Origin of the sequence: Algoriphagus sp., from assembly GCF_046296635.1 — a bacterium.
GTDB lineage: Bacteria > Bacteroidota > Bacteroidia > Cytophagales > Cyclobacteriaceae > Algoriphagus.
The window spans coordinates 77,942-101,202 of sequence record NZ_JBKBKZ010000019.1; the positions used below are offsets into that span (position 1 = coordinate 77,942).

General features: G+C 39.7%; 17 protein-coding genes. 13 read left to right on the forward strand and 4 right to left on the reverse strand.

The window, feature by feature from the left end; translation table 11 throughout:
* Nucleotides 1-58 precede the first annotated feature (58 nt).
* The 4 genes from ACK4HU_RS14420 (at nt 59) to ACK4HU_RS14435 (ending at nt 6,938) form a co-directional block, all read left to right on the forward strand.
* The gene (locus ACK4HU_RS14420; RefSeq protein ID WP_409807910.1) at nt 59-1,675 is read left to right on the forward strand and encodes an acyl-CoA carboxylase subunit beta; all 1,617 of its coding nucleotides are present in this window, start codon (nt 59-61) and stop codon (nt 1,673-1,675) included.
* Between the two features lie 692 nt (nt 1,676-2,367).
* Nucleotides 2,368-4,767: an ABC transporter permease gene (locus ACK4HU_RS14425; protein WP_409807882.1), complete on the forward strand. Its 2,400-nt coding sequence runs from the start codon at nt 2,368-2,370 to the stop codon at nt 4,765-4,767.
* Nucleotides 4,768-4,933: 166 nt separating this feature from the next.
* Nucleotides 4,934-5,614, forward strand: a complete 681-nt coding sequence (locus tag ACK4HU_RS14430) for an ABC transporter ATP-binding protein (protein WP_409807912.1) — start codon at nt 4,934-4,936, stop codon at nt 5,612-5,614.
* Nucleotides 5,595-6,938 (forward strand): TolC family protein, encoded by a 1,344-nt coding sequence (locus ACK4HU_RS14435; RefSeq protein ID WP_409807883.1) that lies wholly within the window; start codon nt 5,595-5,597, stop codon nt 6,936-6,938. The genes ACK4HU_RS14430 and ACK4HU_RS14435 overlap by 20 nt, the downstream gene beginning before the upstream one ends.
* Nucleotides 6,939-7,401: 463 nt before the next feature.
* Here ACK4HU_RS14435 and ACK4HU_RS14440 read toward each other — a convergent pair whose 3' ends face one another.
* The 4 genes from ACK4HU_RS14440 to ACK4HU_RS14455 all read right to left on the reverse strand — a co-directional run bounded on the left by ACK4HU_RS14440 (nt 7,402) and on the right by ACK4HU_RS14455 (nt 11,026).
* Nucleotides 7,402-8,241 (reverse strand): flagellar motor protein MotB, encoded by an 840-nt coding sequence (locus ACK4HU_RS14440; RefSeq protein WP_409807885.1) that lies wholly within the window; start codon nt 8,239-8,241, stop codon nt 7,402-7,404.
* 336 nt (nt 8,242-8,577) lie between these two features.
* A complete protein-coding gene (locus ACK4HU_RS14445) occupies nt 8,578-9,162 on the reverse strand; it encodes a DUF4136 domain-containing protein (protein ID WP_409807887.1) in 585 nt (194 codons plus the stop codon).
* A gap of 180 nt (nt 9,163-9,342) precedes the next feature.
* A complete protein-coding gene (locus tag ACK4HU_RS14450) occupies nt 9,343-10,038 on the reverse strand; it encodes a DUF2490 domain-containing protein (RefSeq protein ID WP_409807888.1) in 696 nt (231 codons plus the stop codon).
* Between the two features lie 70 nt (nt 10,039-10,108).
* The gene (locus tag ACK4HU_RS14455; RefSeq protein ID WP_409807890.1) at nt 10,109-11,026 is read right to left on the reverse strand and encodes an NAD-dependent epimerase/dehydratase family protein; all 918 of its coding nucleotides are present in this window, start codon (nt 11,024-11,026) and stop codon (nt 10,109-10,111) included.
* Nucleotides 11,027-11,238: 212 nt separating this feature from the next.
* Here ACK4HU_RS14455 and ACK4HU_RS14460 point away from each other — a divergent pair, with 212 nt between their 5' ends.
* The 9 genes from ACK4HU_RS14460 to ACK4HU_RS14500 form a co-directional block, all read left to right on the forward strand.
* Entirely contained in the window at nt 11,239-11,610 is a 372-nt protein-coding gene (locus tag ACK4HU_RS14460; RefSeq protein ID WP_409807892.1) for a DUF2116 family Zn-ribbon domain-containing protein, read from the forward strand.
* 317 nt (nt 11,611-11,927) lie between these two features.
* A complete protein-coding gene (locus ACK4HU_RS14465; RefSeq protein ID WP_409807894.1) occupies nt 11,928-12,740 on the forward strand; it encodes a polysaccharide biosynthesis/export family protein in 813 nt (270 codons plus the stop codon).
* Nucleotides 12,741-12,790: 50 nt separating this feature from the next.
* Nucleotides 12,791-15,181 carry a GumC family protein gene (locus ACK4HU_RS14470; RefSeq protein ID WP_409807896.1) on the forward strand — a complete coding sequence of 797 codons (2,391 nt, stop codon included), beginning with the start codon at nt 12,791-12,793 and terminating at the stop codon, nt 15,179-15,181.
* A gap of 340 nt (nt 15,182-15,521) precedes the next feature.
* Nucleotides 15,522-16,106 (forward strand): hypothetical protein, encoded by a 585-nt coding sequence (locus tag ACK4HU_RS14475; RefSeq protein ID WP_409807898.1) that lies wholly within the window; start codon nt 15,522-15,524, stop codon nt 16,104-16,106.
* Between the two features lie 720 nt (nt 16,107-16,826).
* Entirely contained in the window at nt 16,827-17,822 is a 996-nt protein-coding gene (locus ACK4HU_RS14480; RefSeq protein WP_409807900.1) for a mannose-1-phosphate guanylyltransferase, read from the forward strand.
* Nucleotides 17,823-18,083: 261 nt separating this feature from the next.
* Nucleotides 18,084-19,025 (forward strand): UDP-glucuronic acid decarboxylase family protein, encoded by a 942-nt coding sequence (locus ACK4HU_RS14485; RefSeq protein WP_409807901.1) that lies wholly within the window; start codon nt 18,084-18,086, stop codon nt 19,023-19,025.
* Between the two features lie 1,239 nt (nt 19,026-20,264).
* The gene (locus ACK4HU_RS14490) at nt 20,265-21,575 is read left to right on the forward strand and encodes a nucleotide sugar dehydrogenase (RefSeq protein ID WP_409807903.1); all 1,311 of its coding nucleotides are present in this window, start codon (nt 20,265-20,267) and stop codon (nt 21,573-21,575) included.
* Nucleotides 21,576-21,792: 217 nt separating this feature from the next.
* Complete coding sequence (locus ACK4HU_RS14495; RefSeq protein ID WP_409807914.1) at nt 21,793-22,743, forward strand: GDP-L-fucose synthase family protein; 951 nt, start codon at nt 21,793-21,795, stop codon at nt 22,741-22,743.
* A 378-nt stretch (nt 22,744-23,121) separates the two neighbouring features.
* Nucleotides 23,122-23,261: GxxExxY protein (locus ACK4HU_RS14500; protein ID WP_409807916.1), on the forward strand; the 140-nt coding region annotated here is incomplete at its 3' end.

Here is a 23,261-nt window from a genome sequence, read left to right on the forward strand (position 1 = left end):
CCCGAACATAATGGAAGTTTCTATAATCATAAACCCAAATTGACTAATGGATTCCCGAATGGAAACAAGCAACCCGACTTTTCAGGATTTAATTTTAAAACTTGCTGCCAAAACTTCTGAAGTAAAACTCGGCGGAGGCCAAAAAAGGATTGACTCTGAGCACGCCAAGGGCAAGTTGACTGCAAGAGAGCGGATAGATTACCTGATCGACACTGACTCCAGATTTTTAGAAATCGGCACATTTGCGGCTGATGGAATGTACGAAGAGGAGGGCGGTTGTCCTTCCGCAGGCGTAGTTTCAGGAATTGGATATGTAAACGGGCGAATGTGTGTAATAGTGGCCAATGATGCTACAGTCAAAGCTGGTGCTTGGTTTCCCATGACTGCCAAAAAGAATCTTCGTGCACAGGAAGTCGCCATGGAAAATCACCTTCCCATCATTTATCTAGTGGATAGTGCGGGAGTTTTCCTTCCCATGCAAAATGAGATTTTTCCTGACAAGGAGCACTTTGGTAGGCAATTCCGGAATAATGCAAAAATGTCAGCCATGGGGATTGTCCAAATCGCCGCCATCATGGGAAGCTGTGTAGCGGGTGGCGCTTATCTTCCGATTATGTCTGATGAAGCGATGATCGTGGATAAGACCGGATCTATTTTTCTAGCTGGGTCTTATTTAGTGAAAGCTGCAATCGGAGAAAGTGTAGACAATGAGACGCTCGGAGGGGCAACCACCCACTGCGAAATCTCTGGAGTGACGGACAACAAATACGACTCGGATCAGGATTGTTTGGATGCCATTCGTAAGATCTTTGGGACTTTGGGAGAAAATCCAAAAGCTGGATTTGATCGAATTGAAAGCAATGATCCGGGAATCCCTGAGGAAAAACTCCTTGATATATTTCCCATGGAGAGAGGAAAGCCATACGATATGCTGGACGTGATTGCAGGTATTGTAGATGGTGGAGAGATCGACGAGTACAAGAAAGATTACGGAAAAACTATTATCTGTGGTACAGCTCGTATCGAAGGCTGGGCAGTGGGAGTTATTGCAAACCAGCGCAAAATCGTCAAAACGTCAAAAGGTGAAATGCAGATGGGTGGAGTGATTTACTCCGACTCAGCGGACAAAGCTGCGCGATTTATTATGAACTGCAATCAGCGAAAAATCCCTTTGGTATTTCTTCAGGATGTCAGTGGCTTTATGGTAGGTAGCAAAGCAGAACATGGCGGCATTATTAAAGACGGTGCAAAAATGGTCAATACCATGGCCAATTCTGTTGTGCCGAAGTTTACTATCGTACTTGGTAATTCGTACGGTGCAGGTAATTATGCTATGTGTGGCAAAGCTTACGATCCACGCTTGATTTACTCTTGGCCTACAGCCCAAATGGCAGTGATGTCCGGTGCATCCGCCGCAAAAACCTTACTTCAAATCAAAGTGGCTTCTCTAAAAAAGAAAGGAAAAGTAATTTCTCAAGAAGATGAAACTCAGCTTTTAGAAGAAATCACCAATAAATACAATGAAGAATTGAGCCCATACTACGCCGCTTCCCGACTTTGGGTGGATGGTGTCATTGATCCACGGGAGACCCGCAAGGTGATCAGCATGGGAATCGAGGCGGCAAATCATTCACCGATTACAGAAAGATTTAATGTCGGTGTGATTCAGACTTAAAAAGTATCAAGTATCAAAAAAAGAGGCGAGAGGCAAGAGGAAAGAAGCGAGAGGCAAATTAGATCACGTAATTCCATATTACCACTTCACAATCTCCCTCTTCTTAAGGAGAGAGCCTGTCCCGAGCAGCGTAGCAAATCGGGAGCGCGGGGTGAGGTAATGAGTATCAAGATTTTAGTATCAAGAGAAGAGGCAAGAAGCGAGAGGCAAGACAATGGAATCAACTGCTAGTTGACCACTGCGAATACTGTAAACTGCGACTGGAAACTGATCACTGCCAACTGATCATGGCTTCGACTTCGCTCTGCCTGACACAAATTCCAACTGGCCTTTGCGAATTGGAAACTGAACACTGCGACTGCCAACTGCCAACTGATTTGTTCGCTGGCGAACAAAAATGTTCGACAAAGTAAAAGTCCAAAACTCGTAAAATAGCCTCAGGAGCTTATTCTGAGGCTATTTTTATGGCATAATAGTGGGAAAGGTATTCAGGTGAAATTGAAATTTAATTTCTATTCATCTTTCAATTTTCCAAAACAATCAAAGGGAAATTCATCAAATACATAATCACAAATTCAAAAGACCAAGTAAGAATCAAATCTTTTCTTCGGTCTTCGGTCTTCTAGCTCAAGACCTCTCGTTAACTTGAAGAATTACTAATGATCAATTAATAATTTTCCAATCCAAAAGCCATGTGGAAAAATTACCTGAAAGTCTCCTTTAGAAACCTGAAAAAGCGAACGCTTTATACGGGAATAAATCTCTTGGGCCTAACTGTAGCCTTGGTCAGTTTTTTTGTAATCACGCTCTACATCTATCACGAATGGAGCTTTGATCGAATGTACTCCGGTACGGATCGAATTTATAAGTTCAATCAGGAATTCACATCAGGTGGAGAAAGCCAATTGGTTGGTACTACTCCTTCAATTTTGGTACCCACATTGATTGAAGAATTTCCGGAGGTGGAGACCGGAACTTTGGTGTTTGATTTGAGCATATTTTCCTCAGTCTTGGTAGATGCAGGAGAAGGCAATCACGAGGAATCCAGATTTGCCTTTGTAGATGAAAATTTCTATAAAGTCTTTGACTTTGAAATAATTGCGGGGCAAAAAGGAAACCTCCTAAATGAGCCAAACCAAGTGGTACTGACCGAAAGTACTGCCAAGCGCTATTTCGGTTCGGCCCAAAATGCAGAAGGTAAAACACTGAAAATTGACAGTAAAGACTATCAAATTACTGGTGTGATGGAAGACTTTCCAAGTAACAGTCACTTGGACTTTGATTTTTTGGCTTCTTTCAAAACTCACCGCCACGGTAAAAATCCCGAATGGTCTCCAAGTAATTACTACAGTTATGTAAAACTTCGGCCAGATGCAAATTTGAGTCAGTTTGAAGCCAAACTCCCTCGGATGGTCGAAAAATACTTGGGTGAAGAACAGCGGGAATATGGTTTCCAGACTGCTTTTTTGACTCAACCAGTAACGAGTATCCACTTGGGTGATCAAACCCTTAGCACAGTGAAACCGGGAACAGACATTAAATACTTATACATTTTTGGTATTGTCGCCATCCTTCTGATTGCTATCGGCATCATCAACTATGTGAATTTGGCAACCGCCGAAGCAACGGAGCGAAACAAAGAAGTAGGACTTCGAAAAGTGATGGGGGCTGATCGTGGGCAGCTTTTTGGTCAGTTTGTATCCGAATCAATGATTTTAACTTTTGGAGCGGCACTTTTGAGCTTATTAGTGATCTACATGATTGCTCCACAGTTTGTGAAGATTGGGGGAGTTCCATTGAATTTGAGTTTGCTATTTTCCCTCAAAGGAATGTTGTTCTTAGCGGCTTTGGTACTAGTGATTGGATTATTGTCAGGCATGTATCCATCCATTATTCTATCCGGTTTGGAACCGATCAAAGCCTTGGGTAATAAAGTCAAAATCGGAGGAGGGGCTTGGGTCAGAAAATCATTGGTGGTCTTTCAATTCTTTGTGTCCATGGGACTTTTGATCTCCACATTTGTGGTGAAGTCTCAACTGGATTTCATGAAGGAAGTCAATTTGGGTTACCAAAAAGAACAAGTGGTAGCTCTGCCCTATCATTATAATATGCGGAATTCTATCGAATCTGTAAAACAGGAAATGCTCCGCACAGGTGCTGCAGAGTCTGTTTCATTGGCAGCTGATATGCCGATTCATATCAAGGCTTCCTATACCATATTTCCGGGAGGAGACAACCAAACTGAATTTATGATCACAGGATATTCTGTAGACAATGACTTGGTCAATACACTAGGATTGAAGATTTTGGCAGGTGAAAATTTCACTGAAACTGATCTTTCCAGATCTGTTGCTTATGATTCTACACTTGAATTGCCAGTAATTCTAAATGAATCTGCACTTCAACGCTTAGGTTGGAGTCCTGAAGAAGCAATTGGGAAAAAAGTCGATTTTGGAGGTGGTTTGGCTCATGTAAAAGGGGTGATTAAGAATTTCCATTTCAATTCCCTGCATCATCAGGTGGGTCCATTGGTGATTTTCATTGACCCGGATCAGGCGAATGTATTGCTTGTAAAAATGCCTGCTGGAAACCCTGCATCGCATCTGGCATCTTTGGAAAATACCTGGAAAAACCTTGTGCCCAATCGACCTTTCAATTACAAATTTATCGATCAGGAATATGCCCAAATGTATCGCTCAGAACAGCGGGTAGGGGAGATTTTCGGATTGTTTTCTGGGATTGCGATTTTCATTGCCTGCATGGGGTTATTTGGGTTGGTCTCATACGTGGCTTTAAGAAGGACTCGGGAAATCAGCATCCGAAAAGTGTTGGGAGCAACTCAAGGCGATGTGGTCGGAGTGCTCTCAGCTGATTTCTTCAGGCTTTTAGCCATATCCGCTGTGCTGGCAATCGGCTTTGGAATCTGGTTTAGCGATTCCTGGCTTTCAGCTTTCGCCAATAGAGCATCTATAGGATTAGGGCCATACTTGACAGCTATTGGGATTGTTTTGGTTTTAGCGCTGATTACTATTGCCTATCGGAGTTGGAAAGTCTTTTCCATGAACCCCTCAAAAACCTTAAAAAGTGAGTAAATGACCGATGAAGGATGACCGATGTCCGATCCTCCACGGCGGACAAGTGTCCGATGACCGATGTCGGGTGTCGGGTATGATAATTTCAACTTCCAGTCATCCAAACCTCCAAACCTCCAAACTTCCTAACCTCCAATCTTCCAATCTTCCAATCTTCAAATACCAAATGATCCAACTCAAAGAAATTGATAAATACATTGAATCGCGTTTTCAGCGAGTGTTTATCCTCAAAGGAATTAACCTGAACATCAACGAAGGCGAGTTTATCACCTTGATGGGACCCTCAGGTGCGGGAAAATCAACCTTGTTGAATATCCTTGGTTTGCTCGATGAGGATTATGCCGGCGAGTATTTTTTCGGAGAAAAAAGTATCCGTAAAATGAAGGATAAAGAGCGGTCCAGCCTTCACAAGAGTGAGTTTGGATACATCTTTCAGGCCTATCACCTGATCGACGAACTTACGGTTTATGAAAATATAGAGACGCCTTTGCTCTATCGGAATGTCTCCTCAGGGGAGCGGAAAAGTATCATTGCCAATCTTTTAGACAGGTTTAATATGGTGGCGAAAAAGGATCTCTTCCCAGCTCAACTTTCAGGTGGACAGCAGCAGCTTGTCGGTATTGCCAGGGCCATTGCAGGACGACCGAGAGTGCTCTTGGCTGACGAACCCACAGGCAATCTTCATTCCGCACAGGCAAAAGAAATCATGGAGATTTTCCACGAATTACATGCCGAAGGCACCACCATCATTCAGGCAACACATGCCCGCGAAAACGCCGATTTTGGCTCGCGATTAATCACTTTAGTAGACGGAAGAATAGAAACTGATGAAGCCATTGCAAAGTAAAATACCTGTCCTTGTACTTTTAGGTGCATTTTTCTTTTATGGAAAAATCCAGGCCCAAGAAACAATTTCATTGAATTTTGAAATCGCTGTGGATCTTGCTCTTAGTAAAAATCTGGAATTCAAGATCCAGGAAAATAACATGGATATCCTTCACAGAGAGAGGCAGGTGGCCATGTTATCGCATTTACCAACTGTTGGAATCACCTCAAATTTTTTACGCCAAACCGGTCAGCAATTTCAGCAGATCGAAGGTGAAATAGTGGTGACCAATGTATCTAACGATATCATGACGGGAAATCTAAGTATCAACATGCCTCTGTTTAATTCAGGCAGAAGAATACTGGATACACAGTCCGCAAATTTGGCTTTGGAAGCGGGTGAGAAGGGCTTGAATCGCGCCAAGCAACAGGTGGTTTTTGAAGTCTCCCGGAGGTATCTTCAGGTACTATTAGATCAGGAACTTGTAAGAATCTCCGGTGAAAATCTGGAAAATCAAAAGCAGCAGTTGTTGCAGATTGAAGGGTTTGTCGATGCTGGTTTGCGGACCATTTCTGATTTATACAATCAACAATCTGAAGTGGCAAGACTGGAATCCTTGAAAGTCGATGCCGAAATTCAATATGAAAATGATCTTTGGCTTTTGACGGAGTATCTACAACTTGACCCGGGAGTTGTGCCATCACTTGAGCCAGTAGAACCAATACGGGAAATCAGCTCCCTTGAGGGAATGGACATGTCGCAACTTTATGACTTGGCCAAATCAAATCGTCAGGATTTAAGGCAACAGACTTTGTTGGCAAATTCATTTAAAAAGGATATGCAAGCCATAAAAGCCATGTACTTTCCCAGATTGACTGCTTTTTATAATTATAATACATTCTCTACCTCTTTAGATGATCGAAGTTTGCGAGAGCAGTTTTTGAGGGTTTATCCTCAAAACACGGTTGGATTAGGTCTTGCGATTCCAATTTTTACCAATTTTCAATCGAGGTTGGATGTGAGTAGGAGTAGAGTAGCTTATGAAAATCAAATGCTACAAAAGGAAGCCATTGATCGAAAAGTTTACCAAGAAGTAAGATTGGCCTACCAAAACTATCAAGCAGCCATTCGAAAAGAGAAAAATTCCCAAGTCCAGGTTTTGGCAGCCGAGGAGGCATTTACGACAGTGAGCGAACGGTTTAGATTGGGTCTTTCGAGTTTTGTTGATATTTCGACCGCCAACCAAACAATGGTCAGAGCCCAAGTGGACCTCGCCCAAGCAGTTTATACCCTCTACTTCCAAGAGGTCTTGATGAAGTTCGCTTTAGGAACTTTAGAGATTTAAGGTTTAAACCCTAGACACAGAAAGGATTGCAAAGAATTTCACCAAGGAGATCTCAGAGAAAGAGGTTTTATAAATTTGTTCTTAAACCAATCTCCAAAAATTACTGGCTCGACTTTCCTTTTTAAAGGTTACAAAGTTTATTCTCTTCACTATGAAAACTGACCACTGCCTACTACTGAAATATTATCCCGCTGATAGCCGTAGAAATGGGCGCTGACCTGCCTGCCGCCGGCAGGTCCTCGCGGATTATTTCTCACAGATGGCCACAGAAAAAAGACACAGATTATCACAGATTTCCTTAGCTGGCGAAAAAAGACTTTAGCTTTTTCAATGGTAAAAAAAACTTTGCGTTCACGGCGCCTCTGCGGTGAATTAAAATACTTAAGACAAAATTTTTTAAAAAAAAAGACAAGCCCATGAGGCCTGTCTTTTTTGGTTGATTGAATTGTGGTAGTTGGTAATCTTAAAGCATTGAAAAGAACATATCCAGATCAGGGATCAAGACAATTCTGGTTCTTCTGTTAAGAGCCATGTTTTCTTTAGTATCGTTTTCTGCAAGCGGCATATAAGATGCTCTTCCGGCTGCGATCATTTTTTCCGGTGCAACTTGATACTTCAGTTGAAGCATTCTGACGATCGAGGTAGCCCGTTTTACGGACAAATCCCAATTGTCTTCCAAGGCAGGAGTAGAGATGGTCCTAGAATCTGTATGACCTTCTATCATCACCTGAAGGCTTGGTTCAGCATTGATCACTTCAGCAAGTTTCTTAAGCAAAGGATCTGCTTTAGAATTAATTTTGTAGCTCCCTGTGTTAAAAAGTAGTTTGTCGGAGATTGAGATCATCACGACAGTTTTGTCGATAGAGATCTGTACATCATCATCATCACCCTGAGAAGAGATGTTTTGTTTGATATTATGGCTAATAGCAAGATTAACAGAATCTTCTAAAGTCTTAGCTCCAGCCAATAAAGTAGGATCAACTTTCGAAAGTGTCTCCTTCATCTTTGCCTTGGAGTTTTTGGACATTACCGCTGCACCTTCGATGCTTAACATCCCGCTGTTTGTTTCAGTCAGTTTATCATTGGTCTCTCTCAATGAATTAATTCTAGAATTGTACTCTGCGACCCGAGCCTCAATTGCTGACATTTTTTCTTCCAACACAGCCTTTTCCTGATTGGTCATGGCAAGTTCTGTTTGGGTTCTGAAAAGGTTACTTTCAAGTGCTGTGTATTTCTTTTTTGATACACAGGAGACGGTTAGGCCAAGACCTATAACCCCGGCTAGAATTAGTGATTTTTTCATATGATTATAATTTGGTTTTTAGAGGCCACTTGGAATCTCGCATATAGCCCCCAGATAGCTATCGGGGCCATCGGGGCATCCCTGTGGGGGACATTTTCGTTATGCTCGATTTCACAGCTTATTTTGTTAGATCGAAATACCAATCCCAAATTATCCGCCATTCTTTTTAATCAATATTCTAGGGAAGAATCCAAACGTAAAAACGCTTATCTAGCTCTTAAATCGCAATTTTCTTTTGATTTTCAGCCAAAAACTTGAAATAAAAAAAGTCCTGATTTTTCAGGACAATTTTGGTAAATATGTGGATACCATACTCAATGTGAGGAAAAAATGGGATTACTCCGTCAGTCTATTTACAATTTTGAATTCGTTCATTACTCGGTAAGCAGCCCTTGTGATGTCTGATTGAAAGGTGGGAGATTCCGCATCAAATTTTGCTGCAGTATAACCCTGCCAGATTGTGTTTCCTTTTTTTGAGTCAATAACATATATGACCAGCATCCCGCTGTTTTGTGCATATTTTACTTGATTGTAAGTTTCATCTTTTTCCTGCTCCCGCTCAATTTCACCTTCATTGTTGCGATAGGTCATTCCAGTCCTGTTAAGCCAATAATCAAATTGTGGCTGCACATAACCCCTGTATCGGATTGAGTCTGAAAAAATTTTGTAGCTCACTAGCATGTCAGGTTTGCTGATTTGCTCTCGGTACCCTTGCGAACCTAGTCTAGCGCCAATAGTAGAATTAAGAACACTAACTAGGGTTGATGACTCATTTTCAGAAGATTCAATAAAAGCGAACGTTTTATATTTTTTGAATGAACCCGAGTAATTATAATCGTAATCGGTCACATAATCCTTAGAGGAGAAGCAAGATGTGATAATTACTGAGAGGAGGACTAGGAGGATTGAGGAAACTTTCATGGTTGACTTTGTATTTAATGTTCGGATTTTTTCGAAAATAAAGTGGTTTGGGTCTAACCTTTGAATTTTAATTATTGTTTGGCCAAGTGCCTATTTTTCAGGTTTCTAATCAACGTAATTTATCACAATACGCTCAAAAAAAGTACAGATTTATTTTAAAAATCTTCATAATAATTTTTGTTAAGGATTTTTTCTCGAAAAAAGCTGATGAAAAGCAGTGAATTGAAGTTGGGTCTTTGAAAATAGATTTGTGCTTTGCTCCATGATCCCAAATTGAAGAGCAAGTACTGATGAAGTCCTATATCCCAATCCCAGGTACAATCTGTTTCTGTCAAAGAATTGAGAATTTTCGGTTGGCTTTTCACCATTAATAAATAGTTCATCATATAGCTGTCCATAGATTGCTCCCTTTTCAGTGAGTTCTTTATTGTTGAGTGGCACATTGACAAAGATTGCGTAGCGAAATCTTGTCCTTATGTTCAGTTCTTCAATCCATCTTTGTTCAAAGCGATAGCGGTGCATTATCCCAACTCTACCAAGCTTTTGCCTTAAAATTACCTCCTGATAGACTCTGTTTTCATGAAAACTATTAGAAGCTTTGCCGGGAATGTCCGTTGTAATGGATGCATAGCCCGCCAGAAAACTCACCTGTCCTGATTTGAGATTGTATTGAAGTCCGGTTCTTAGGAGCAGTTGTTCAAGATCACCCAGTTTATTATGGTTGCGGTATTGTACTTCGCCATGAATTGCCCAGGGAGAATCCGTAAATCTTAAATTTCCGAAGTACATGTACCAAGCACCCAAATCATTATCTATCTGAGAATATACGGGGTTAATCAAAAAGCAGATCAGTAGGGAAGCCAATAATTTTTTCATCCCCCAAATTAGAAAATGAAAAGGTCTTTTTTCCTATAATTCGTCTACCGGAAAAAAGAGCATATAAATTTTAAATACAAGCCTTAAGCCCAACAGAAATGGGGGTTGCTTTCAATCCATAAGCCTTTTCAATTTTTGAAGAATCCAAACAGTAATCTTCGGCGGTCTGATACCTGAGTTCTTTGACTTCTTTGAGAACGGGGATGAATAATCCTAGCGTAGCTACAAGCCAGGACGGCATTACTTGGAGTTTTTTGTTCGTACCGAGGTGTTGGTTTAAAATGGCTGTGATTTCTTGTCCACTAGGATAGCTTGGGTCTGTTGGAAGGTTCCAAGTTTGGTTCCAGGAATCGGTTTGCAAAGCGAGAAATGCCGTGGCTTTCCCGGCATCCGGAATGTAAGTGAAAGAATGTTTTTTGTCCCCGGCATATAGCCACTGAGGAGTCTTACCTGCTTTCATTTTGTTGATAACCAATTCATTTAAAAAGCTATTGCTTGCTCCTGGACCATAAAAGTCACCTGCTCGAGCAACCAAAGCGGTCAATCTTCCAGACTCCACTTCAGCCCAGAGCATTTCTAAAATTTGCTTTCTGACTTTACCCTTTTCACTCGTTGGATTCAGCGGCGTTTCCTCAGTGAGATGGCCAATTTGGCTTGGATCGAGTGCGTACATATTGTCAAAAAAGACCAGCTTAGCCCCAGTGGCAATGCAGGCATCTAGGGTGTTTCTCATGATTTTAGGCCAATCGCGTTGCCAGTCAGGAACAGAATACTTTATTCCAGCAAGGAGAAAAACCAAATCCGACCCACTTACTGCATTCAAGACTTGAATTGAATCAGTCAAATCTGCCGAAACCAGTTCATCGGTTGTATTAACAGCTTTAGGATTTCGACTGACCTGTCGGATTTTAAGGCCTTTGCTGCCAAGTTCAGTAGAAATTACTTTAGCAATATTTCCGTTTGCTCCTAGAATAGTATAAAGGTCCATCGGTTGAAAGTTTTATAAAATTTACTGAAAACTTCAAAAAAAATCAGGTTTTAACAATTTGTTAACTTTAGAAAAACAGGAATGTGAATCTTCAAAAAGGTTTATTCTTTCTGTCAATTCGTTTGCAGTTCGCCATGTCGCTGGAGTACCAAAATGATCTAAGTTTGGGATTTTTTAAACTAATCCTCTAAATTGATTAAAACTTTTTAGCGATGACTCAGGAAAAAAAAAACTGTCTTAATTGCGGAAAACCGATTCAGGGCCGCGTGGATAAAAAATTCTGCGATGACAGTTGCAGAAACACCTACAACAATCAGCAAAATGCGGACAGCACGAACCTCATTAGAAATATCAATCATACTCTCAAGAAAAACCGGAATATCCTGGAATCGATAATACCGAAAGGAGAGGAGCTTTCAAAAACGACCAGAGAAAGATTAATGCGTCTAGGGTTCAATTTCAAATTTTTCACTCATGTCTACCAAAATAAAAAAGGAAATCAATACCATTATTGCTACGATTTTGGATTTCTCGAACTCGAAGGCGATTGGTTTTTGATTGTGAAAGGGAAAGAGATATTATGAGTGTCAAGTATCAAGACGTTAGTATCAAGACCGAAGAAGCAAAGAAACAAGAGCCAAAAAACAAGATTTAAGAGTTAGAACCTATTCCGTAGTTTGATTTGCCCTGTCAATTGAATTTCCACCAATAATGATAACCATGACAACAACGACAACCATGAGAATCATGAGAACCCCGACAACAATACAACCATGCTCCAACCTCGACAACCATTACAACAAGGCTAACCAGTTCTCTCCCTTTTAATTAAAAATCTAAACTTTTTTGAGGATTTTTTTTAAGTTTACGAAAATTATGATACCACCCTTTTAATTATTTTATGAGTAAAACCATCACCACATTGAGTCTTGGACTCATTTTTTTGGCTTTGGCAGCCTGTGTCTCAAACGAAAAAATCATCTACTTGCAAAATCTTGAGGGCAAACAGGAAATTCCTGATGATGAACTGATATCTTACCAAATTCCTGAATACAAGCTTCAATACAATGACATTATCGATGTCAATATCCAGACAATTGATGATATGATCAAAAATGGATTTAATAATCAATCTGCCTTAATGGGGAATCAGCAGATGCAAATAGCCAGTCAAAGCGGGGGAGATATATACTATATGACAGGTTATACAGTGGACCGAAATGGAAATATTCGTCTTCCTATAGTTGGTTTGGTAAATGTCAACGATAAAACTATCGAACAGGCGAGAATTCAAATTGAATCGCAGCTTAGAGAATATGTGACAACAGAACTCTATGTGAAAGTTAAATTGGGAGGAATCCGCTATTCTGCCTTGGGAGAATTTCGACGTCCCGGAAAATTCGTTGTCCTTCAGGACCGAATGACTATTTTCGAAGCAATTGCAAATGCGGGTGACCTTAGTCCAATCGCAAAACGTGACGAAATTTTATTGATCAGACAGTATCCTGAAGGCACCAAACTTCATAGACTTAATCTGAACGATCGTCAACTAGTCAGGTCACCTTATTATTTCATCCAGCCTAATGATCAGATTTATGCTGAACCAATGAAAGTTCGTGAAATCGGAGCCGGCGAAAATGCCGCTCAATCTTTAGCCCTAATTATATCTGCAATTACAGCAGCAGTCCTAATCATCAATGTTGCTACCCGATAACAATGTATCCTAATTCCCCTCAAGTAAATCAAACCCAGCAATCCCCTTTTATGATAAATCAGGAAGATGAGATTGACTTGAAGGTCATCCTTTTTAATTACCTTCAGTATTGGTCGATTATTGTGATTTTTATGTTTGCTGGCATTCTTGCTGCATTTCTATTCAATCGCTACTATACTCCAGTCTATAAGGTAGAATCAAGTATTCTGGTCTCTGATGATAAACCATCCTTGGGAATGGATCTCTTTGAGTCTTCAGGTTTGCTTCAGGGCAAAAATAATATTGAGAACGAAATAGGGATTTTGAAGTCCTTTAGTCTTGCCCAAGAAACCATTGATGCACTTAATCTCAACGTTCAATATTTTCAAGAAGGTCTTATTTCCAACTCGCAGATATACGGAAATGTACCAATTCTTGTAACTGTTGATTGGACTCAGCCTCAATTGGTTGGAGGGATGTTTAGATTGGAAATCTTAGATGAGACTACCTTCGAATTAACGATTGAAGATGACAAATTTTCAATTTTCAATCCAAAAGATCCCTATTTCAAAACGAAATTTGAAGAAAACTTTCTAACAAAAAGTATTTTCACTTTTGGTGAGAAATTAGAAGGTCAAAATTTTTTCTTCAAAATTGACCAACTTACAGGGGTTCAAGGTGATGTAGTTTTATTCAAAATCATTGATACACCTACACTGGCCTTGTCCTTTCAAGAAAAACTTTCAGTAGCACCTACCAACAAGCAGTCTTCTATTTTGAATCTGAGTTTGGAAACTCCTGTGAGAAGATTGGGACAGGATTACATCAATAAATTGATGGAAAGGTACCTCTATCGTGAGTTGGAAGAAAAAAACCGGGCCTCAGAAAATACAGTTGATTTTATCAATCAACAGCTAAGCGGAATCTCTGATTCCCTGCGGTTTTCTGAGAATAAGCTTCAGCAATACAGGACAGAAAACAAAACATTTAACCTTTCTCAAGAAGGTTCAGTAATTTTTCAAAGGCTACAGGAATTGGAAAAAGAGAAGGGACAAACTGAAGTTAGCCTCAAATATTACCAAACCTTACAAAACTACCTGGCCAATAATCAATCCGGGGATCTAGTCGCTCCTTCTGTTATTGGGGTCACGGATCCACTCCTGAACTCCTTGGTTCAGTCATTAAGTGAACTTCAAGCAGATCAGACAAGACTTAAAGCGAATTTCTCCGATCAAGCTCCCGCAGTGAGGGAAAATGCTACAAGAATCCAAAATGCAAGACGCGCTTTACAGGAAAATGTTGGTTCAGCCCTTCAAAATACCCAAAATGTGCTTTCGGATCTGAACAACCGCATCCGAATGGTTGAAAGAGATGTGAATTCACTACCTCAAACTGAACGTAATCTTTTGAGCATTACCCGACAGTTTACAATCAATGAAAATATTTATGTCTATTTGCTTCAAAAGAAAGCAGAAGCTGAAATCACTAAAGCCGCCAACATGCCAAAAAACAGCATCTTGGACTTTGCAAAATCGGGACAACAGCCAATCGCACCTAAGCGTTCTTTAAATTTGTTGATCGGTCTGATTTTGGGTTTAATTCTGCCTATTGGATTTATCACTGTTAAGGATTTTTTAAATACCAAAATCGAAGATCCAAAAGAACTTGAAAAGCAGCTCAAGGTTCCGCTGATTGGGATGATCGGAAGAAACAATTCAGAGGATGCTTTGCCGGTTTTCAACAATCCGAGATCAACGGTCACGGAATCCTTTCGTTCCCTACGTGCTGATTTGGCTTATTTAAGTCCTCAAAATAAAAACTTGACACTGCTTTTTACTTCTTCAATATCAGGTGAAGGAAAAACTTTTGTTTCCTTGAATATGGCATCTGTTTTCGCCCTCATGGGTAAAAAAACAGTGTTAATTGGCTTGGATTTAAGGAAGCCTAGAATTGCAGAGGATTTTGGATTGATTAATGACAAAGGCGTGAGTACCTGCTTGAGTAGCAATACTATCTGGCAATCTGTGGTTAAGAATTCGGGCTACGAAAATTTGGATGTAATTCTTTCCGGACCCATACCTCCCAATCCATCCGAACTCCTTTTGCAGGATAAATTCAGGAAGATAATTTCAGAGATCAAAGAAGTTTACGATGTGGTAGTATTTGATTGTCCTCCAGTAGGATTGGTATCTGAGACAAAAGAGCTATTTTATTTCTCCGATATAAATTTCTTTGTATTTAGACAAGGCTATTCCATGAAAGCAAATAGTCAAATTTTGAATAACCTGGTTGAAAAAGGGGGAGTCAACAAGATTTATGGAATCCTAAACGATCTTCATATTGACAAAGGCTACGGCTACGGTTACGGGTATGGCTACGGGTATGGCTATGGAAATAATTCTTATGGGTATCATGAGGAGGCACAATTACCCTGGTGGAAACGAGCACTCAGATTAAAATAATGCTGAATATTTGAATTCGGGCTTTCTGAGCGGTTTTGGTAGTGGGTAAAAACGATTTATCGGGATTAACTCAAAGTTTGATTTTTGGGCCCTCTTTCATCTTAGGACTCTGCAATTATTCGGAATAAGGTTTCCAATCTTTCGGTCTTTAACTTCTGAAAACTTCGATCAATTGTAGAAATTGTCTATCGGAATTTGATTTTAACGTAAATCAATTAATTTTTAACGCTTATCCACTTAAATCTAACGTTTAACTATTGAATTCTGATATCCATTACCTTTCACCTAATTTCAAATTGTTTAATTGTAAAGCATAATAAAACCTTTCATTTTATCTCTTATGCGCTCAAGATTCAAGTATTTGGATTCATATATTAAAAATTTATTTTCGGGATATAAGGCCAAAACCAAAGAGATCAAAGGAATTGAGATCTCATACCAATATGTCGGTAATCCCGTCTTGTTTGATCCTATCACCATGCTGAACGATTTGAAATACAAGCTTAAAAATGGAGAATCAACTCATGGAAAATTGTATGTCAGGTTAAGTGCCCTAGTGGAAATTGACAGCATCTCCTGCGAGAAACTTAATCCTACCGTGAAAGCTAAGTTTAAGAAAGCTGGGGGCAATTTTGAAGTAATTCGATGTGTGAAAACGCTGGAATCTGTTCATCACAGCAGGTACGAATTTTTACTCAATAAATCAGTATTCTGTTCATTTCAGCGCCGGTATGATTATGGCAAAGACTATTCTTCCATTTTGGAAAATATTTCCTCATTTATAGTTTCGACCGATAATCGATTCAACTTTTGGAAAAACGATCAGAATGAAGCGCTATACCTCGAACACTTTGGCCACACACACCTTTGGGTTATTAACAGTTTTTCAGATCTCGAAAATGCCTGGTCAAAAATTGAAGACTAATTCTCCCTTTAACTCCTTGATCATGAAATCTCTTATCCTAATGGATGAATAAAATAAAAATTTGATTGAATAAAAGGGGTGTAGTTTAAGACCCTTGCCTTATATTTACGCATACCAACAAGTACAAAAAAGCCTCAATTTAGAATTCTTTGGCTTTTTTTTGTGAAACCCAAAATATCTGTTATAAACAGCATATTTCTAGTTGTTTATTTTCGATAAGTCTTAATCATTCAAAATTGGACGAAGAAGTTTTTGGAATAAGAGAGTAGTTTTTCCCTTTGAACAATTCCAAATACTTTTTAACTAATTTTGATTCAGTTGGGACTGAAAGGGCGAAGCTGTACAAAATTTGTTTTCTTATGCTGGAATTGTTTAATTTTCTGTTTTGTGTATAAAGCAAAAATTCCAAAATCCTTCTAAAAGACGAATTAGCCATTTCATTGGATTTTTCGTGTACCTATTTGTCAAATAGAAAAGTTACTATCATGATCACCAAATTTTTATTCATGGAGATAATAAACAAACTTAATTCACTGGATAAATTCAAAATTACCCCAAAAAATCATCCAAATAACAAAATGAACAAAAGTTGAATAGCTAATTTGCTTATTATCAACTCAAAGTCGATTTACTAGTTGTATAATTAGATAATTAGAAATAATCAATTCAACAGTTAGTTACTCACAGCTGCATTTAAATTTAATCCACTCAACTTTTTATATGAAAATCATTAACGTCCTTCTCTCTGGTGGCGTAGGTTCAAGGCTTTGGCCTTTGTCAAGAAAATCTAGGCCAAAACAATACCTCCCGATATTTGAAAAGCAGACACTTTTTCAGAAGACAGTTATCCGAAATCAAAGATTAACAAATCAGATATTTGTTGTTGGTAATTGCGACAACTACCAACTTTCACGTGCTGACCTTGGAAATTTAGGCGTAACTCAATACCAAGAAATTATCGAAGCATGCCCCAGAAATACCGCTGCGGCCATTGCATTCGCAGCATTTCAAGCCAGTCTCCAAGATATTTTATTTGTAACTCCATCAGATCAATTGATTGATGCCAATGAAGACTACAGGCTGTCTGTCAGTAGAGCTATTCAACTCGCAAAGGACGGTTTTATAGTGACCTTCGGATTGAAACCAACAAAACCCGAAACAGGCTACGGGTATATAGAGGCTCAAGGTGAAGATGTCAAAAGTTTCCGGGAAAAGCCAAATCTTGAGACTGCTGAAAATTTTCTGAAAAATGGAAATTTCTTCTGGAATTCGGGCATGTTCTGTTTTCAGGCAGGAGTCTATTTGGAGGAATTATTGAAATTACAACCTGAGCTGTTTCATGCTTCAAAAAAAGCATTTGAAAGTGCCATCAATGGAATATTAGACTACGAGCTTTCCATGCAAATCCCTTCCATTTCGGTTGATTATGCTGTAATGGAGAAAACCAATAAAATTAAAGTTGTTTCCTCACTATTCAGTTGGTCAGACATGGGTTCTTTTGAGTCGATTTATGAATATTTGAAGAAAGAAGGTCATCCTATTGATGAGTCCGGTAATATGGTCATCGGTACTACAATTTATACAGAGTTTGTTGGTATGGCCAACACCATCCTGATCCAAACCCCAGATGCTATTTTAGTACTCAGTAAAGATAGAGCCCAGGACGTTAAAAAAGTCTACGAACAACTCCAAATAGAAAAACCGGAGTTGGTTTAAATGATTGTCAAAGAACCAAGAAGCAAGAAACAAGCGAGTTCAGGCCCATTTGAACTCTGAACCTTGAACCTCGACCTTTCGACTTCGCTACCAATGACAGAGTATGTATTATTTGGTAAATTGTTGAAAAACTAAATAATCATTCGATATGTCATCTCCATTTTGTTAATCCAAGGTTATTCAGACTCAGGTTGACCCAATGAACTCGGAACCTGGACCAGCTGAACCTCAACAATTAGTCAATTCACCAACCACCAACCCATGAAAAGAATTCTCGTCACCGGAGGAGCCGGATTTTTAGGTTCGCATCTCTGTGAGCGATTACTGAATGAAGGAAATGAAGTACTCTGTGTCGATAATCTTTTTACCGGTAGAAAGTCCAATATTCACCACCTTTTAGATGATAAGAATTTTGAATTTCTCCGCCATGATGTGACTTTTCCATTGTTTGTGGAGGTAGATCAGATCTACAACTTGGCCTGTCCTGCCAGTCCGATTCACTATCAGTTTGATCCGGTTCAAACTACCAAAACATCAGTAATTGGAGCTATCAATATGCTTGGATTGGCTAAGCGTCTCAAAATCAAAATCCTTCAGGCCAGTACCTCGGAAGTGTATGGAGATCCTGAAGTTCATCCACAGCCTGAATCCTATAAAGGAAGCGTCAGCACTACGGGAATTCGTGCTTGCTACGATGAGGGAAAGCGATGCGCCGAAACCCTCTTTTTTGATTACCACCGCCAACACAGGGTTGATATCAAGGTGATGCGAATTTTCAATACCTACGGACCACGAATGCACCCAAATGATGGGAGAGTGGTTAGTAATTTTATAGTTCAAGCAATAAAAGGGCAGGATATCACCATTTTCGGTGACGGAAAGCAAACACGAAGCTTCTGCTATGTGGATGACAATATCGAGGGCATGTACCGCTTGATGAATTCAAGAGATGGATTCACCGGACCGGTCAACATCGGTAACCCAGGTGAATTCACCATGCTGGAACTTGCACAACTTGTCATCGAAATGACAGGAAGCAAAAGTCAACTGAAGTTTTTGCCCCTTCCACAGGATGATCCTATGCAGCGCCAACCCGTTATTGATTTAGCTAAAAAAGAACTCGATTGGGAACCGAAGGTGAACTTCAGAGATGGATTGGTGAAGACGATAGCTTATTTTGAGGAATTGTTGAAAGGAGCATAAGCAGCTCGGATTAAAGATACATCTGCCTGCGTTGAAATACAGTAGAGATATGCACTGCGAAATATACTTGCTGCGAAATAAAAAAAGGAATAGGCTTTCGTTTAAATATAAACAAAGAATCTTCCTTTAAGCGCATATAAATAAAATAAGCTCCGAGAGATAGAACTGCAGTGAGATAATAAAAGAGAAATAGGCATCCGACGAAATAATATAAAAATTAATATGGATATACGGTATTCTGAAAGTAGGCGAATTTTCTAGAGGTAAGGGTTGGATACTTCGACTGCGCTCAGTACGAGTGACCGGAGACCACACCATTCCTCTTCGTCTGTGACGTAGCGCGCAGGCAAAGAGGGTCTGAAAATTATAATTGGTCCATTTTCCAATAATTCAGTCTGATCTACTAACTAAGAATTGGATAATAAAAAAAATTTATTTTTCTAAGTTCATTGAGATAGAGTGTTTACTCCATCGATTAGACTGATTATAAAAACCAAAATTTTATCTTGGGTTCCTTAACCCCCTGCAAGTTTTAACAATTACTGAAATTTATACTGATCAATGTGTGAGACCATGGCTACTGCATTGGTCTAACTCAGCACCGAGTATAATGGCAACCATACTCACATTTATTCAATAAAACTTGATCATTGCTTTTAACCATAATTATTGATATTCATAAACTAACTATACGTTTATTACCAATCATCACAAAGTCTATTTAAAAAAACAACTACAGGTAAAAAATAAAAGGTGTTATAATTTAACATAGTCAAAATATGGTCCAAAATCCCTGAATAAAATAATTCCTCTTTATAGGGCTTTTTAGTTTGAAGATAAATGAAATTTGTCGACAAATATTACAGTCTGAATCTCCTGAAAAGTAGGAACACAGAATATGATAAAAATTATATCCTCTTGATTAACAATAGACTAAGAGGTGTTTTTGAAAAATTTAATCGTACTCTCTCACAAGTATTTCAAGCCATGATTTTCAATACATATAAGGCAAAAGAAAAGCCGTTTGTTAATTTTAAATATCTCTCGTGTGAAGAGTGAGGATTGCTAGTCACATTGTGGGCAACTCAAGCCCCGAATCAATTTTGAAATGTCAAGGTTTTCGAATTAAACCCTTAGTATAACTATTAATTTGTAATAATACTTAATATTTTAATTCTAAACTTTCTTTAAATCCTCATCGAATTAAATTCTAAGCTTTAACCCTTCTCATCTTTTTTCATGCTTACCCAAATACAAAACAGTAAAATTGCCATCATCGGCCTAGGCTATGTCGGCCTTCCGTTAGCAGCAGCATTCGCTGAAAAATTCAAAACCGTAGGTTACGATATCGACCCCAAGCGGGTGGATGAACTTCAAAAAGGGCACGACCGAACCTTAGAAGTAGAAGACACCGAACTACAGAAAGTTTTGGTGAAAACTTCGCTCGAACTTGATGAGAAGGGCAGTGGGCTATTGGTCACTGATGCCATTGGTCCTATTTCTTCCGCCAATATTACCATCGTCACCGTCCCAACCCCAACAGACAAGCACAATCGCCCGATCTTAACTCCCATGCTGAAGGCTTCCAAAGCCATAGGTAAAATTCTGAAAAAAGGGGATGTGGTGATTTATGAATCCACCGTCTATCCGGGAGTTACTGAGGAGGAATGTGTTCCAGTTTTGGAAAAGGTGTCTGGTTTGAAATTCAATGAAGACTTTTTCGCAGGCTATTCCCCGGAGCGAATCAATCCGGGTGACAAAGAACATACCGTCACCAAGATTCTAAAAGTAACCTCAGGAAGTACCCCAGAGGTCGCTGAGTATGTAGATCAACTTTACAGGTCAGTGATCACGGCAGGTACTCACAAAGCATCCTCAATAAAAGTAGCGGAAGCTGCCAAAGTGATCGAAAACTCTCAGCGGGATATCAATATTGCCTTTGTCAACGAACTCAGCAAGATCTTTAATCTGCTTAATATCGATACTCAAGAGGTCTTGGAGGCTGCGGGTACCAAGTGGAACTTCCTGAATTTCAAACCAGGATTAGTTGGTGGTCACTGCATAGGTGTGGATCCATTCTATCTAGCTCAGAAGGCACAGGAAGTGGGATATCATCCGGAGATTATCCTTGCAGGTCGTCGACTCAATGATTCCATGGGCAAGCATGTAGCCACAGAGACCATCAAACACATGATGCGCAAGGATATCAAGGTAATCGACGCCAAAGTACTAATCCTAGGATTTACTTTTAAAGAAGACTGCCCGGATGTCCGCAACACCCGTGTGATCGACATTTACAATGAGTTAAAGTCCTTCGATATGGATGTCTGCGTCTATGATCCTTGGGCCGATGCTGCAGAAGTAAAGCATGAATATGGCATCGATATCATCAATGGTGGAGCTAAGCCTAACTTGGAAGACTATTCAGCGATTATTTTAGCCGTTGCCCACAAGGAGTTCAAAACTTGGCAACTCCAGAAGTCAGATACTCAAGTGATTTTCGATGTGAAGAGCGTATTTGAGAAGGAAAAAGTGGATGCGAGGTTGTGATTTTTTAGAAGCAAGATACTAGAAGCTAGTTTCTAGTATCAAGACTTAAGTATCAACACGAAAGAGCCTTCGAGTACATTTGAACCCTGAACCACCAATTCAACAGTTCCGAACTTACCCAATTCAACAATAAACTTATTCCGAAATAGTTGTTCAAAGTTCAATGTTAAGGTGAACACTGAACTTTGAACTCTGAACCCATATCACCCCCTTGCCCATAAAACCCAACACCCCAATCTACGTCGCCGGCCACCGAGGAATGGTAGGTTCAGCAATCTGGAGAGCTCTAGAAGCCAAAGGATATTCCAATCTGATCGGAAGAACCTCAGCTGAATTGGACCTTAGAAATCAAGAAGCGGTTTCTGATTTTTTCCAAACTGAAAAACCTGAAGTGGTAATCGATGCAGCAGCAAGGGTAGGAGGGATTTTGGCTAATAATAATTACCCATACCAATTCTTAATGGAGAACATGCAGATTCAAAACAATCTGATTGATTACTCCCTTAAAGCAGATGTTCAGAAATTTATCTTTTTAGGTTCGTCTTGCATTTATCCCAAACTAGCTCCACAGCCCTTAAAAGAGGAGTATCTGCTAACTGGACCTTTGGAGCCAACAAATGAATGGTATGCCATTGCAAAAATTACAGGAGTAAAAGCTTGCGAAGCTATCCGACGAGAATTTGGGAAAGATTACATTTCTCTGATGCCAACCAACTTGTACGGACCAAACGATAATTTCGATCTTAAAACTTCCCATGTACTCCCCGCCATGATCCGAAAGTTTCATGAGTCAAAAGAAAACGGAAATTTGCCAGTTGAAATCTGGGGAACTGGTACGCCGATGCGTGAATTTCTTCATGTAAATGATTTGGCTGATGCGGTGGTTTTTGCCCTGGAAAATAAATTCGAGGACAACCTTTATAATGTAGGAACAGGGGTGGATTTAACCATAAAAGACTTAGCAGAACTCGTTCAAAAAACCGTCAGCCATACTGGAGAAATCAAATGGGATTTATCCAAGCCGGATGGTACGCCACGTAAATTGATGGATGTTTCTAAGATGGAAAATAAAGGGTGGAAAGCCAAAATTCGCTTGGAAGAAGGTATCGCACAAACCTATCAGTGGTTCCTTGAGAATCAGGATTCATTCAAGCAAGTCAAAATCTAACTCTCGCAGGCTTGCGGATTATTTACACGGAGTTTAAAAAGGAGTTTGACACGGAGTTTCACCGAGTGCTCGCAAGCTCGCGGATTAGTTTCACAGAGGGATCATGGAGAAGCACGGAGTGCTCGCAGGCTCGAGGATTATTTACACGGAGTTTAAAAAGGAGTTTAACACAAAGTTGCACGGAGTAAAATCAGAAACAAATTTAACTCCGTGACACTCAGTGATACCTCCGCTCAACTCCGTGTAAAAAAGAAACTCAGTGTTCAAAAAAAAAACTCCGTGCGACTCCGTGAAGACTCCAATGAACTCCGTGTAATAAAAGAAGTAACTCCGTGAGACTCCGTGCCAACTCCACTGAACTCCGTGTCACAAAAATTAATGCTAATAAAAGAACAACTTACTGAAGAGATTTTGAAATGTGCTTTTAAAGTACATTCTAAACTTGGTCCAGGTCTTCTTGAATCTGCTTATCAAGTATGTCTAAAATATGAATTGGAGAAATTAGGATTTGTAGTGAA

Excerpts from the sequence above, each read along its gene's own strand:
- ACK4HU_RS14425 (WP_409807882.1), top strand. The coding sequence starts at position 2,368 with ATGTGGAAAAATTACCTGAAAGTCTCCTTTAGAAACCTGAAAAAGCGA.
- ACK4HU_RS14450 (WP_409807888.1), bottom strand. The coding sequence starts at position 10,038 with ATGAAAAAATTATTGGCTTCCCTACTGATCTGCTTTTTGATTAACCCC.
- ACK4HU_RS14480 (WP_409807900.1), top strand. The coding sequence starts at position 16,827 with ATGAAAATCATTAACGTCCTTCTCTCTGGTGGCGTAGGTTCAAGGCTT.
- ACK4HU_RS14440 (WP_409807885.1), bottom strand. The coding sequence starts at position 8,241 with ATGAAAAAATCACTAATTCTAGCCGGGGTTATAGGTCTTGGCCTAACC.
- ACK4HU_RS14430 (WP_409807912.1), top strand. The coding sequence starts at position 4,934 with ATGATCCAACTCAAAGAAATTGATAAATACATTGAATCGCGTTTTCAG.
- ACK4HU_RS14445 (WP_409807887.1), bottom strand. The coding sequence starts at position 9,162 with ATGAAAGTTTCCTCAATCCTCCTAGTCCTCCTCTCAGTAATTATCACA.
- ACK4HU_RS14435 (WP_409807883.1), top strand. The coding sequence starts at position 5,595 with ATGAAGCCATTGCAAAGTAAAATACCTGTCCTTGTACTTTTAGGTGCA.
- ACK4HU_RS14475 (WP_409807898.1), top strand. The coding sequence starts at position 15,522 with ATGCGCTCAAGATTCAAGTATTTGGATTCATATATTAAAAATTTATTT.
- ACK4HU_RS14485 (WP_409807901.1), top strand. The coding sequence starts at position 18,084 with ATGAAAAGAATTCTCGTCACCGGAGGAGCCGGATTTTTAGGTTCGCAT.
- ACK4HU_RS14460 (WP_409807892.1), top strand. The coding sequence starts at position 11,239 with ATGACTCAGGAAAAAAAAAACTGTCTTAATTGCGGAAAACCGATTCAG.
- ACK4HU_RS14465 (WP_409807894.1), top strand. The coding sequence starts at position 11,928 with ATGAGTAAAACCATCACCACATTGAGTCTTGGACTCATTTTTTTGGCT.
- ACK4HU_RS14470 (WP_409807896.1), top strand. The coding sequence starts at position 12,791 with ATGATAAATCAGGAAGATGAGATTGACTTGAAGGTCATCCTTTTTAAT.
- ACK4HU_RS14455 (WP_409807890.1), bottom strand. The coding sequence starts at position 11,026 with ATGGACCTTTATACTATTCTAGGAGCAAACGGAAATATTGCTAAAGTA.
- ACK4HU_RS14490 (WP_409807903.1), top strand. The coding sequence starts at position 20,265 with ATGCTTACCCAAATACAAAACAGTAAAATTGCCATCATCGGCCTAGGC.
- ACK4HU_RS14420 (WP_409807910.1), top strand. The coding sequence starts at position 59 with ATGGAAACAAGCAACCCGACTTTTCAGGATTTAATTTTAAAACTTGCT.